Source organism: Methylotuvimicrobium sp., from assembly GCF_050611805.1.
GTDB lineage: Bacteria > Pseudomonadota > Gammaproteobacteria > Methylococcales > Methylomonadaceae > Methylotuvimicrobium.
In genome coordinates this window covers 17,594-30,819 of the sequence record NZ_JBNGHF010000050.1, presented here as the reverse complement: position 1 = coordinate 30,819, position 13,226 = coordinate 17,594, and the positions used below count along the sequence as shown (strand labels likewise).

The following is a 13,226-nucleotide window of genomic DNA, read 5'->3' as shown; positions in this document are numbered from 1 at the left end:
TTTCCCAAGCTGGAGCTTGGGAAAGAGCGTGATGTGGGTGGCCGTTTTTAGCTTGGGACGCATGGCTTACGAACCCCGTCCTGCTAGGGATATGCTGATCTTTGGGCTTTAGCTGAAGAAACTTGCTAATCAGGAAAAACTTTCGACTTGAATAAAATGGAAGACGTCCATTTGTTCTAAGTATATTGGATGGGCTCAGCTATTGCGCATACGATCCTACGCCCTTTTGATTGAAAAACCGTCTGAAAATAAAAGGTATGGGATGTATTTATCGAGGAACGCCATAAACCCATCCGTGGGGACTTGACGGCAGCGCTCCCTGCCGCCAACACCTGCTAATCGAGCAACAGAACCTTCCGTAAAATAGGAAAGTTATTTACGACCAAATCATTAGCTTAAGGTTTTTCCTATCAATTGACCTAATTTCACCGGGCTGTCAGCCGTGAAATCCGCTTGCCAGTCGGCTTTGTCTTTGCCGAACAAGACGATGATTGTCGAGCCCATGTTGAAACGGCCCATTTCCTCGCCGATATTCAACTGCGGAGCATCGGTTTCGTAATGCCAGGTTCTGACTTTTTCGATCGTTGGCGGAGTGACGACACCGTGCCAAACCGTTTCGACGCTCGATACGAAGATCGCGCCGACCAATACCAAAGCCATCGGACCTGCTTCTGTATCGAAGATTGCCGCGACGCGTTCGTTGCGCGCGAACAGCCCGGGTACGCTGTTGGTCGTTGCGGCGTTGACGCTGAATAAGCGGCCGGGGATGTGGATCATTTCTTTCAAGGTGCCGGTCAGCGGCATGTGCAGTCGATGATAATCTCGAGGCGATAGATAAATGGTCGTGAACGAGCCGTCCTTGAAGGGATCGGCGCGTTCGGCATTGCCGCCAAGTAGCTGCGTTGCGGTAAAGCTTTTGCCTTTGGCCTGGAAGATGTCGTCGTCCTTGATTTGACCTGCCTGGCTGACGAAGCCGTCGGCCGGCGAAACGATCGCGCCGGGTTCGTTGGCGATAGGTCTGAATTCGGGCTTCAATTGGCGTGTAAAAAACTCGTTGAAGCTAGCATAGGCATCGATATTCGGTTCGAGCGCCTCGCTCATGTCGACGCCATAGTGTCGAATGATTTGCTTGATGAACAGATTTTTCCAAAGTTTGTTTTCGCAATGAGTCAGTTTGCTCATCAGCTGTGAAAGCGTATGATGAGGCAAAACATATTGGGGCAGGGTGGTTAAGGTTTCTTTAATCGTCATGGTTCGTGAAATTTTCAGGAGTTTTGCCGCTCAGGAAATAAGCGAACGCGATCACTTGCGCGACCGCGATATAGAGTTCTCGGGGGATTTCCTCGCCTAGCGGTACCTGAGCCAGAATTCGGGCCAACTCGGGTTCGGCCTGCAGCGGAATGCCGTGTTGTTCGGCAATGGCCATTATCTGTTCGGCGGTAAGACCTTCGCCTTTCGCGGTGACTTTCGGCGCATGTTTGCCGTCGTATTTGAGCGCGACGGCAATATCGGCATTGTAATAGGTCTTCGCCATCGAAAAATTTAGGGCAGATGCACCGGTTCCGGCGCTTGCCAGTCGGGGTTTTTATGTTCGGCTATCACATTCGTGTAAATGCCGCCCCGCACATTGAAATTTGCCCGGATACGTATGAAGTTGGGATGGATTGACGCGGCGATGTGATCGAGAATTTCGTTCGTGACCGCTTCATGAAATGCGCCCCGGTCGCGGAAGGACCACATATAGAGTTTGAGCGATTTGAGTTCGACGCAGAGTTGATTCGGAACATATTCTATCGTTAGTGTCGCGAAATCGGGTTGGCCGGTTTTAGGGCACAGACAGGTGAATTCCGGGATGTCGATGCGAATCGTAAAATCCCTGCCGGGTCTTGGGTTGTCGAAGGTTTCGAGCTGTGTGCTGGGTTGTGTCGTCATGTATCGATGATAAAAAGCAAAAATAAAAAGTCGAAGTTAATTCGGATATCGTTAATAATACGCGGTTATTTCTATTCAAACCAAGCAGCATTGTACCAGTAATGAAACTGGAAAAAATCAAACTTTCAGGATTTAAATCGTTTGTCGATCCGACCGTGATCCCGATTGCCGGTAATTTAACCGCGATCGTCGGGCCCAATGGTTGCGGCAAGTCCAATATCATCGATGCGGTTCGCTGGGTGATGGGGGAGAGTTCGGCCAAGCATTTGCGCGGCGGCAGCATGGTCGATGTAATATTCAACGGTTCGGCATCGCGTAAACCGGTCGGCACCGCATCGGTCGAATTAATATTCGATAACAGCGAAGGCAAGGCCGGCGGCGAGTTCGCGAAATACAATACGATTTCGATCAAACGCCAGGTCAGTCGTGACGGGCAATCATTGTATGCTTTAAATAATGCACGTTGCCGACGTAAGGATATTACCGACTTGTTTTTAGGTACCGGGCTCGGTTCGAGAAGTTATGCGATCATCGAACAGGGTACGATTTCGCGCATGGTCGAAGCCAAACCGGAAGAACTTCGGGTGCATATCGAGGAAGCGGCGGGCGTTTCCAAGTATAAGGAACGGCGCCAGGAAACCGAGTCGCGCATGCAGCATACGCGGGAAAACCTGGAGCGTTTGACCGACTTGCGAGATGAAGTCGAAAAACAATTGAAACATCTGCAAAAACAAGCCGAAAAAGCCGAAAAATATACCGGCCTAAAGCAGCAAGAGCGTCAATTCAAATTGGAATTGCTGGCGATGCGCTGGGATGGTTATCATCAATCCTTGCGAAAATTGGATGATCATTTGCGTGAAGTTGCCGAAGAACATAATCGTTTGTTCGTTGCGGCGCGCGAGACCGACGCCGCGATCGAAGCCGCGCGCGCCGAACATAAGAATCGGCAAGCGGAGATGAATCGCACGCAAGGCGACTATTATCAGGCGTCCTCCGAAGTCGGTCGTTTGGAACAGACGATCAAGTTGAATCAAAAAAGCCATGAGGAGATCGTGGTCGAGATTGAAAGGCTCAGGCGGCAGCTCGAGCAGTCGGCTAAAGAGCTTGAAAACGATCAATTGCAGTTGGAGGAAATTAAACAAGCCTTGTTCGAAGCCGAAGAAGCACTGGCGCTGAGCCAGGAGCGCGCCGAAGATGCGGACGCGGCGCGCCAACAAGCGCAGGATGAAAAAAGTACTTGGCAACGGCAATGGGAGTCTTATCTTGCGACAAGTTCGGGCGCTAAGGAACAAGCCGAAATCGAACGGGTTAAAATCCAGCAGATGGATAGTCAAAGTCGCCAACTGCAAGGGCGCTTGGATAAACTGTATACCGAGCAGGGCGAATTGACCGCAAGCCATTTACAAGCGGCTATCGAAAACTTGTCCGCAATGGTCGAATCACTTCAAGAGCAGCGCGATGAGATGCATGGGCAACTGGAGGATTTATTGGCACGCATCCAGGAACAACGCCAACAGCTCAAGCAAAATAATCATGAGTTGCACGGCTTGCGCTCCGAGCTGCATGGCGTCAACGGCAAGATTTCATCGCTGGAGTTATTGCAGCAACATGCGATGGGCAAGGATAACAAGCATTTGGCTGGGTGGTTGGATCGAGCCCAATTGACGGATAATAAACGTCTAGCGGAGTTGCTCGAAGTCGAAAACGGCTGGGACCATGCGCTCGAAACCGTACTGGGTGCTTATCTCGAGGCGGTTTGCGTTGAGGATGCCGAGTCACTGTTTCCTGTATTGCAAAACCTGACCGAGGATTCGGTGACGCTGTTTCAAACTCGAGAATTCAACGGCGAACCGCAACAAGGCGCATTGCCGACCTTGATCGACAAAGTCAAGTCGCCTTGGAATTTAGATGGCTTGTTGACCGGTATTTATTGCGCGAACGATTTGGCCGCGGCCAAAGAGATGGCGTCTTCGCTCAAGCCTTATGAATCGATTATTCTACCCGACGGCACTTGGATCGGTTACGGTTGGCTGCGTATCATTCGGACTAAAGACAGCAAAACCGGCGTGTTACAGCGCGAAAAGGAATTGCGGTCATTAAAACTTCGCCAATCGGAATTGCAACAGCTAATTGAGCAACTCGAGGAGCGGGTCGAAGATGCCGAGCAAGCCTTGAAAGATACCGAAGCTCATCGGGAAACTTGGCAGCGAGAAGAAAAAACACTTAGTTCGGAATTATCGGCTAAAAGCGCCGAATTGAGCGCGGAATCGGCCCGGCACGAACAGCAACAACGGCGCTTGGCGCAGGTTCGTCACGAAATCGATGAAATCGTCGCCGAAACCGCCGAACAGGCCGAGATGCAAGCCGAAGCCGAGCTGAAATTGCAACAAGCCGAGCAACATTTGTATCGACTAGATGAACAAAAAGAAGTATTGGAAGAGGCTAGCCGGGTTTTGCAAACTAAGCTGCAAACCGCCGAAGCTCAAGCTTCGGAAATTAAGCAACAGGTTTTCAGATATCAGTCCAAGATTGAATCATTGCGTTCTTCAGAGTCTTTGACGACAAAACAAATCGAACGCTTAAGCCTGCAAAATCGACAAGCCGGCGAGCGTATCGCAGAATTGGAACAAAAGCTCGTCGACACGGCCGCACCGATTGACGATGAAAAGCTCTTATTGCAACAATACCGTACCGATAAAGAAAGGCTTGAGAAGGATCTGAAGGCCGCGAGAAAATTACTCGAGGAAACCGAACAAACCATCGCCGGTTTAACCGAGAGGCATACGCAAATTCAGCGCGACTTGGAAAAACGGAAAGCAAGTTTGGACAAGCTTCGTTTCGAGCAGCAAGAGTGTCAGGTTCGGCGGCAAACGATCACCGAACAGTTAAATGAAATCGATGCCGAACCCGAACAGGTATTACAGCAAATACCGGAAGACGCTAATGAAGAGGGCTGGAAATCGAAAGTCGATGCATTGGCCGTTCAAATTGAAAAACTGGGTGCAATCAATCTGAGTGCGATCGATGAATATCAAGTGCAATCGGAACGCCTGAAGTTTCTCGACGATCAGCATGCCGATTTGACTGAAGCCTTGGATACCCTTACGCAAGCAATCAATAAAATCGACAAAGAAAGCCGGCAGCGTTTTAGGGAAACATTCGATAAAATAAACAGCGGCTTACAAGAAAAATTCCCGAAGTTATTCGGCGGTGGGCAAGCTTACCTAGAATTGACTGAAGTCGATGTATTGGAGGCCGGTGTCAATATCATCGCTCGTCCGCCGGGTAAACGGAACAGTTCGATTCATTTGTTATCGGGCGGCGAAAAAGCATTAACGGCGGTTGCGTTGGTATTTTCAATTTTTGAGCTCAATCCGGCGCCGTTTTGTTTATTGGACGAGGTCGATGCGCCATTGGATGATGCTAACGTGGGCCGTTTTTCGAAAATGGTCGAAGAAATGTCCGCGGCCGTGCAGTTTTTATTTATATCGCATAACAAGGTGACGATGGAGATTGCAAAACAATTGGCAGGTGTTACGATGAGAGAGCCCGGAGTGTCGCGGATGGTCGCGGTGGATATCGAAGAAGCAATGAGTCTGGCGGAAAGCTAATGGATAAAGAAATTTTAAGAATGTTTATTATTGTCATGGGGTTGATTGTGATCGCGGTCATGTTGCTGTGGTCTTATTTCAAAGGCAAAAAATCTCGGCGGGATGGTTTTTATTTCGATGATAAGGAGTCGGTACGGAATATCGATCCGTCGCTGACCTTGCATCCCGAACACGACGAATTCGACATCGTGCCGCTCGACTCTGCCCAAGACAAGGATGATTCGGTCGATTTCAAGGATTATTCGACTGAAACACGGTATGGCTACGAGTCGGGTAAACAGCCTGATACCGATGCATCGGCTCAGCCGTATCAAGCCAAAAAATCGAAAGATCAACTGCCTGTGCTAATTCAATTTAGTTTGATAGCCGCCGAGGATGAAGGATTTAACGGCACCGATCTGGCTTTGGCTTTCGATAGTGTCGGATTGGTCTACGGTAATATTAAGATTTACGAGCGCTTAGATAGCAGAGGCTTGGTCGATTTCGGCGTGGCCAGCATGGTTGAGCCGGGCATATTCCCTGATCGGGATTTAGAAAAATTCACGACGCCAGGCTTGGTGTTTTTCATGCAACCGCGTGAAGTCGACGATCCTGCGGCGGTATTTGATGATTTTATCGAAACGATCGATATATTGGCCGAGGAGCTGGATGGCGTGCCGTGGGACGATCAGCGCCAACCGCTGACCGACGAAACGGTAGAAGTGTTGAAAAATCGCTTGTCGTTGGGCAATTGATCAAAAGGGCTCGAAACGAACGAACGTTTCGAGCCCTTTTGCTAGCTTTATTGCAGTCTCGGTTTCCCGAAAATACTCCCTTTTGATTGAAAAACCGTCTAAGAATAAAAGGTATGGGATGTGTCTAGCAGGGACCGCCGTGAACCCATCCATGGGGGCTTGACGGCAGCAATCCCTGCTGCCGACATCCTCGCTAGCCACACCCCATACCTTCATAAAGTTAACTAATTTTTGAGTATAAAGGGAGTAATTTATTGATTTATTTTCTTATAGCCGGTGACAGGCCATTTGCTAGATGACGATTTTGAAGTCTCTTTCTGATCTTCAATCTCAAGTTCTGCTGCAGCAGCCGATCCTTTGGATTGAGTTGATTTTTGAATGTGCTCAATGGCTTCTTCGGCCGGTGGTGTCGCTATGTCGGCATGATCCATCTTGCCGTGTTCGATGGAATATTCCAGTACTTTAACGGCGGCTTGCAAATGCGCTTTTTCTTCGCCTTCCGCTGTTTCTAATGCTTTTATCGCATGTTCTAACGCAGCTTCGGCATGCTCGACCAAAATCGAAGCGTGGCCCATTTTGCCGTGCTCGACCGCGGCATGTGCATGCTCTAATGCCACCGCAGAATGATCTTCCGCCATAACCAATTGGCTAGCGCCCATCAATAAACCTATGGTCATTGTTTTTAATAGTTTCATATGAATATCCTCTTTTTATGATGTTGTTATAGTAAATTTTAAGGAACATAGCTAAATATAGCTTTAGCGACCGATTGCATGTGTAACATAATTAAACGTTCACTTGATTATCCTCGTGACGTCGTGCAAAGCATAAGCTGGGCAAAGTTGCCTGAAATTACCTTATGCCACACATCTCGACCGGATAGGCATTTCGCATCGGTTGCCGAAGTTTTAGGTTATGTCCGTCCCTTAGTCGATAAATATGCCGTGATGGTTTATTTATCGGTTACATTGTGAAAACGAAATTTTCCAATGTATTTAATTTCAATGACTGTGCCGTAGATCATTGATTTTGCAGTGACTCCATGTCTCTTCTTAAGGATGACGACTCTGCCACTTGGGGCACATTAGGTCTGAGCCGTTATACGCCACATTTCCTTAATTCAGATCGATACGAACTTTATTTGATGACTTAAGTCCGTCACTACTTAACCTACACCTTTTTAGTGAGCTTTAGCAAGGTCTTTAACCGACTTTGTTTCCAAGAAAATAAAGTCGGGTCAGTCAATGCGCTAATTGAATCGGATGAATGCAAGCTTCATCGTTATGGACCGGATTATTGACATGTTGGCTAATCGGCGTCAATTCCATTTGTAGATAAGAAAAGGTTTGATCGAAAGCGAGCACGTCGATTTCGAATGCTTGTTTATTCAACCAATCACCATAATTTTCAGGGTTGATAATGACCGGCATGCGTTCATGAATGTCTGAAACCGGTGCTAAGGCCGGGCAGGTAATGATCGTGCAAGAATAAATGGTTTCGTCGCCGTTTGTCCAATGCTCCCACAATCCTGCGAACGCGAACAGTCGACTATCTGGAAAATGCACATGATACGGTTGTTTACCGATTTCGGTTTGTTGCCATTCGTAAAAGCCGGTAGCGGGAATCAGGCAACGCCGTTTAGAATATGCCGCTCTGAACGAAGGCTTGTCGGCCAAGGTCTCGGCTCTGGCATTGATTAAGCGGTTGGCGATTTTTGCATCTTTGCTCCAGGATGGGATCAAGCCCCAATGCAAATAGACGCTTTTGTTGCTGCCGTCTTCCAACTGCACGATGTTGAGTATTTTTTGTCCCGGCGGAATATTATAATCGGTCCGGTATTTCGGCAAACGCTTCAATCGGAAATGTTCGATGATTGTGTCGCTCGTCGCGATTAAATTAAACCGTCCGCACATAGATGCACCCTAAACTTATCGCACTCGAAAATCAATTTGCACGTTCGATTTTAACAAAGGTTTCAGCCCCTTACCTGGACAGAAGGCAGGTTGAGTTATGGATCAAACGTGACGATTTGCTACATCCTATCGTATCCGGTAACAAATGGCGTAAACTTAAATACATACTCAGCCATGCCTTGTCGCTGGGTGCGATTAAGATTGTCAGTATGGGCGGCGCCTATTCGAATCATTTACATGCCTTGGCCTATGTCGGCCACAGGCTCGGTATTCAGACTGAAGCTTTTATTCGCGGCGAGCCGCAGTCGAATCCAACCTTAAACGATTTGCGTCGATGGGGAATGCATTTGCATTTTGTATCGCGTGAAGACTATCGTAATCTCCGGCAATACAAAGACTGGAATAGTTTGCCCGGAATCGATACCGACGCTTATTGGCTGCCGGAGGGCGGATCGGTCGATTTGGCTTTGCAAGGCGTGGCCGAACTGGTTTCGGAAATCGATCTGCAATACGATGCCATTTGTTGTCCTTGCGGAACAGGAACAACCTTGGCGGGAATTATCGAAGCGGTTCGGCCCGGTGTACAAGTCATCGGTTTCTCGGCGCTAAAAGGCGGCTCTTTTTTGAAGCGTGATATAGAGTCGCTGTTGACTCAGCCCCGGGAGAATTGGGATATCGTCACCGATTATCATTTCGGCGGTTTTGCGCGAACCAAGCCTGAATTAATCGAATTTATCGAGCAATTTTTAAACGTGAACTCGGTGCTACTGGAACCGATTTATACCGGAAAAATGTTTTACGGGATCTACGACCTAATCGAGAAAGGCTTCTTTCCTGCCGGTCGGCGCATTGTCGCGATGCATACCGGCGGCCTCCAAGGCAACAGAGGTTTTTGCTTAACATGATAAAAAAATTAGAAATAAGCTCAGAGCATCAGTATAACAACCACCGATTATTCCAGCGAATACTTGAGCCTGAATTGATGGAAGATTCCAAACAGGTACAAGCCTATGCGCAAGCAGATTTTTCGGAGCCTAATGAGTATTTTTTGCAAAATTTGAAAGCCTTGATTGGCATGATTGGTTTCGAAGGTTATGCATTGGATTTGGGTTGCGGTCCGGGCGATATCAGTTGCCGTTTTGCAAAAGCTTATCCATCGGCTCGGGTCGATGCCTTAGATGGGGCGAGAGCGATGCTTGACTATGCAGAATCAATTGTGCCGAGTGAGTTGAGCGCGCGCGTCTGTTTTATTCATGGGAAACTACCTACGATTTCATTGCCTCGACGCCGTTATGATTTGATTTTTAGCAATAGCCTGTTACATCATTTGCCGGAACCGCAAGCCTTGTGGAATTTTGTCAAGCGCTACGCCGGTAATGGAACTAGGATTGCCATTATGGATTTATTCCGTCCTCAAAGCGTTCAGCAAGCCAAAGAAATTGTTGAAATGTATGCCGCTACGGAGCCCGAAATTTTGCAACGCGATTTTTATCATTCGTTATTGGCGGCATTTACACCTGAAGAAATCGAGGAACAATTGCGCGAAGCCGGCCTAAATTTCGAAGTCGAACGTATTAGTGACCGGCATGTTTTTATTTCGGGGACTTTTATCATCAAATAATCAAGAACCTAAGCGTACTCAGTATCGTCAGGCAAATTAACAAAAATCGTAGCTAGTTAGTCCCCCGGCACTTATCGTTCCCATGCTATGCGTGGGAATGCTTGAGTACCGCTCCAGCGGTACGAGACGCTAGAGCGTCTCGGTCTTCATTCCTACGCTGGAGAGTCTGTGAAAGTATTGGTGAATACATCATAAAAAATTTATTCACCATGAAGAACATGAAGGCAATGAAGGCAATGAAGGTAAAAGCATATAAAATCAATAATATAACTCTTCATGCTCTTCATGTTTATTTCGTAATCTTAAATACTTTTACAGCCTCTGGAGCGTGGGAGCGATAGGGGACGTGAATAATTAACAATAATCTATTACGGAAATTAGTAATATGGAAAAAGAAAACGAAATCGGTGAAACGATAAACCTCGACAGTTACGATCTCTATCTCAATCGCGAGCTTAGTCTGCTCGAATTCAATCAAAGAGTCTTGGCACAAGCTAAAGATTCCCGTGTGCCGTTACTGGAACGGCTGAATTATTTATGCATTTCTTGCTCGAATCTCGATGAGTTTTTCGAAGTTCGGGTTGCGAGTCTTTTGCAAATGGCCGAAATGGATCCTAAAGCCATCGGCGTCGACGGTTTGTCGCCGCATGAGCAACTCGAAAGGATTTCGGCTAAGGCGCATGACCTAGTCGAGGATCAGTATCGGGTCTTGAATGACATCTTGTTGCCGGCCTTGGCAGAGGAAAATATTCATTTTATCCGGCGTACGGAATGGACCGCTAAACAGCTCAAATGGTTGGAGAATTATTTTAACGAAGAATTGCTGCCGATTTTAACGCCGGTCGGCTTGGATTCGGCGCATCCGTTTCCGCGAATTCTTAACAAGAGTTTGAATTTCATCATTTCGTTGACCGGTAAGGATGCTTTCGGCCGCAATAGCGGTCGGGCGGTTTTGCAAGCACCACGAGCCCTGCCGAGGATCATTCAATTGCCGCCCGATGCGACCGGAAGCGGGCCTCACGATTTTGTGTTTTTGTCGTCGATCATTCATGCCTTTGTCGATCAATTGTTCAATGGCATGAATGTCAAAGGTTGTTATCAGTTTCGGGTGACCCGCAATAGCGATTTCTTTGTCGATGACGATGCGATTGATGATTTGTTGCTCGCGGTCGAAGGCGAATTGGCGATGCGTAATTACGGCGATGAAGTCAGGCTAGAGATTGCCGCCAATTGTCCTGAAGAAACCGTCAATTTCCTCATGGCCCGTTTCGAATTGACGCCTGATCGCCTGTATTTGGTCGATGGCCCGGTCAATCTAAACCGCTTGCAGGCAATCATCAATCATGTGGAGCGGCCTGAACTGAAATTTACGCCTTTTAAACCGGCCATTCCGTCGCAATTGGCTCGAAATAAAGATATTTTCGCTGCGATCGACAAGCAAGACATTCTTTTGCATCACCCGTTCGAATCGTTTTTACCGGTCGTCGAATTTCTGAAGCAGGCTGCCTCCGATTCCGATGTATTGGCGATCAAGCAGACGTTGTATCGCACCGGTGCGGATTCGCCGATTGTTGGCGCATTAGTGAAAGCCGCTCGGGCCGGTAAGGAGGTTACTGTAGTGATCGAACTGCGCGCCCGGTTCGATGAAAAAGCCAATATTAATTTGGCTGCAAAGCTACAGGAAGCGGCCGTGCATGTCGTTTATGGGGTCGTGGGATATAAAACGCATGCCAAAATGTGTCTGGTATTGCGTAAGGAGGGCAAGAAACTGCGTAATTATGTGCATCTCGGTAGCGGTAACTATCACCCGAAAACAGCATTGCTTTATACCGATTATGGCTTGTTTTCCTGCGACAAGGAGCTTGGCGAAGACGTTCGCCGCGTATTCGCGCAATTGACCAGTCTCGGTAAAGTAACCAAACTGAATAAGTTATTGCAATCGCCTTTTACGCTGCATAGCGGTTTGATCGAAAAAATTGAACGCGAAATTAATCATGCTCAAGCGGGAAAGCCGTCCGGAATTATTATTAAAGTCAACGCGATAGTTGAACAACAGTTGACTAAAGCCTTGTATCGGGCCTCGCAGGCCGGCGTAAAAATCCATTTGATTGTCAGGGGTATTTGTTGTCTAAAACCCGGCATTCCAGGGGTTTCCGAAAACATTGAAGTTCGGTCTATTATCGGCCGATTCCTTGAGCATACCCGTGTTTACGCATTTGAAAACGACGGCAATCAGGAAGTTTATGTTGCCAGCGCCGATATGATGGGACGCAATATGTTCAAAAGAGTCGAAACTGGCTTTCCGATAGAAAATAAACGATTACATCAAAGGGTTCGAAGCGATCTGGAGTTGTATTTAAAGGATAATTGCCAAGCATGGCTGTTGCAGTCGGACGGACAATATGTGCAATTATCGCCGGGAGAAGGGGAAGACACGATTCAAGCTCAATCGGAACTCTTGGCGTCATTGCAAAATTAAGGCTGAGAGCTATTTCCGGCATGTTTTTCAAGTCATAGAGCATGCCGGGCTGTTTTAGAGATTACATGCCAAAGTCAGTAGTTGGCGTTATGGCTTGATTGGTAACCTCCGTTGTTTGATCGCCCAGGCGACGTCGACCGCCTGCCTATTTTCTTTGATATCGTGGACGCGGAATAGCTTGACGCCGGCCATGACGCCCAATGCCGTGGTGACGGCTGTGGCGGTGATTAACTCGGTGGGCTCGGCGACATCTAAAATAGAACCCATGAAGCGCTTACGGCTAGTGCCCAGCAAAACCGGATAGCCGCTTTCGACGAAGCGATCCAAATGCGCCAATAAATCCAGATTGTCTTGTTTGCGTTTACCGAAACCGATGCCAGGGTCGATCGCAATATTGCTTCGATCAACGCCTTGTTCGATTGCTTGACTGATACGCTTCATCAAATGATTCAGCACTTCGCCTACTACATCTAGGTAATGAGGCTGATCCTGCATCGTTTTGGGGGAGCCTTGTTTGTGCATCAGAATAATCGGAATCTGACGTTTTGCGGCTAAATCAAAAGTCATGGCGTCGTCTTCGCCGGCCGATATATCGTTGATCATATCGGCGCCGGCCGACAGTGCTGCTTCGGCGACCGAGCTTTGAGTCGTATCGATGCTGATCAGGCTATCCGAAGCAAGATGTTTTCGGATAGCTTCGATGACCGGCACGACGCGGTCGATTTGTTGCGCGGCGTTCACCGGGTCGGAGCCGGGGCGGGTCGATTCGCCGCCGATATCGATGATGTCGGCGCCTTCGGCGAGCATTTTTCGGCATTGTTCCAATGCTTTATCAAGGCTGTAATGCCGCCCGCCGTCGGAAAAGCTGTCGGGCGTGACATTTAAAATGCCCATGATCAGCGGTTTTTCTATCGTGTTAAACATAAATAAAATTTC

The 13,226-nt window shown here is 47.9% G+C and carries 11 protein-coding genes; 5 read left to right on the top strand and 6 right to left on the bottom strand.

Annotated elements, in window-relative coordinates; translation table 11 throughout:
• Positions 1 to 390: 390 nt before the first annotated feature.
• The 3 genes from asd to queF are packed head-to-tail and all read right to left on the bottom strand — an operon-like array spanning position 391 to position 1,932.
• Positions 391 to 1,251: an archaetidylserine decarboxylase gene (gene asd, locus ACRJJO_RS18235; protein WP_431067048.1), complete on the bottom strand. Its 861-nt coding sequence runs from the start codon at positions 1,249 to 1,251 to the stop codon at positions 391 to 393.
• On the bottom strand, positions 1,241 to 1,534 hold the full coding sequence (locus ACRJJO_RS18230) for an EscU/YscU/HrcU family type III secretion system export apparatus switch protein (protein WP_125219237.1): 294 nt from the start codon (positions 1,532 to 1,534) through the stop codon (positions 1,241 to 1,243). Before ACRJJO_RS18230 ends, asd begins: the two co-directional genes overlap by 11 nt.
• Positions 1,535 to 1,542: 8 nt before the next feature.
• Entirely contained in the window at positions 1,543 to 1,932 is a 390-nt protein-coding gene (gene queF, locus ACRJJO_RS18225) for a preQ(1) synthase (protein ID WP_431067047.1), read from the bottom strand.
• A gap of 101 nt (positions 1,933 to 2,033) precedes the next feature.
• Between queF and smc the strand changes: the two genes are divergently transcribed.
• Positions 2,034 to 5,543 (top strand): chromosome segregation protein SMC, encoded by a 3,510-nt coding sequence (smc, locus tag ACRJJO_RS18220; protein WP_431067046.1) that lies wholly within the window; start codon positions 2,034 to 2,036, stop codon positions 5,541 to 5,543.
• The gene (locus ACRJJO_RS18215) at positions 5,543 to 6,277 is read left to right on the top strand and encodes a cell division protein ZipA C-terminal FtsZ-binding domain-containing protein (protein ID WP_431067045.1); all 735 of its coding nucleotides are present in this window, start codon (positions 5,543 to 5,545) and stop codon (positions 6,275 to 6,277) included. The genes smc and ACRJJO_RS18215 overlap by 1 nt, the downstream gene beginning before the upstream one ends.
• 251 nt (positions 6,278 to 6,528) lie before the next feature.
• Here the strand turns inward: ACRJJO_RS18215 and smbP are convergent, their stop codons facing one another.
• The gene (gene smbP / locus ACRJJO_RS18210; RefSeq protein ID WP_404361036.1) at positions 6,529 to 6,972 is read right to left on the bottom strand and encodes a small metal-binding protein SmbP; all 444 of its coding nucleotides are present in this window, start codon (positions 6,970 to 6,972) and stop codon (positions 6,529 to 6,531) included.
• Between the two features lie 546 nt (positions 6,973 to 7,518).
• Entirely contained in the window at positions 7,519 to 8,190 is a 672-nt protein-coding gene (locus tag ACRJJO_RS18205) for an SOS response-associated peptidase (protein WP_431067044.1), read from the bottom strand.
• 2 nt (positions 8,191 to 8,192) lie between these two features.
• Between ACRJJO_RS18205 and ACRJJO_RS18200 the strand changes: the two genes are divergently transcribed.
• The 3 genes from ACRJJO_RS18200 to ppk1 all read left to right on the top strand — a co-directional run bounded on the left by ACRJJO_RS18200 (position 8,193) and on the right by ppk1 (position 12,290).
• Positions 8,193 to 9,095, top strand: a complete 903-nt coding sequence (locus tag ACRJJO_RS18200; RefSeq protein ID WP_431067043.1) for a 1-aminocyclopropane-1-carboxylate deaminase/D-cysteine desulfhydrase — start codon at positions 8,193 to 8,195, stop codon at positions 9,093 to 9,095.
• Between the two features lie 77 nt (positions 9,096 to 9,172).
• Positions 9,173 to 9,811: a class I SAM-dependent methyltransferase gene (locus ACRJJO_RS18195; RefSeq protein WP_431067042.1), complete on the top strand. Its 639-nt coding sequence runs from the start codon at positions 9,173 to 9,175 to the stop codon at positions 9,809 to 9,811.
• 385 nt (positions 9,812 to 10,196) lie between these two features.
• On the top strand, positions 10,197 to 12,290 hold the full coding sequence (gene ppk1 / locus ACRJJO_RS18190; protein WP_431067041.1) for a polyphosphate kinase 1: 2,094 nt from the start codon (positions 10,197 to 10,199) through the stop codon (positions 12,288 to 12,290).
• A gap of 87 nt (positions 12,291 to 12,377) precedes the next feature.
• Here the strand turns inward: ppk1 and folP are convergent, their stop codons facing one another.
• On the bottom strand, positions 12,378 to 13,214 hold the full coding sequence (gene folP / locus ACRJJO_RS18185; protein ID WP_431067040.1) for a dihydropteroate synthase: 837 nt from the start codon (positions 13,212 to 13,214) through the stop codon (positions 12,378 to 12,380).
• Positions 13,215 to 13,226: the final 12 nt, after the last annotated feature.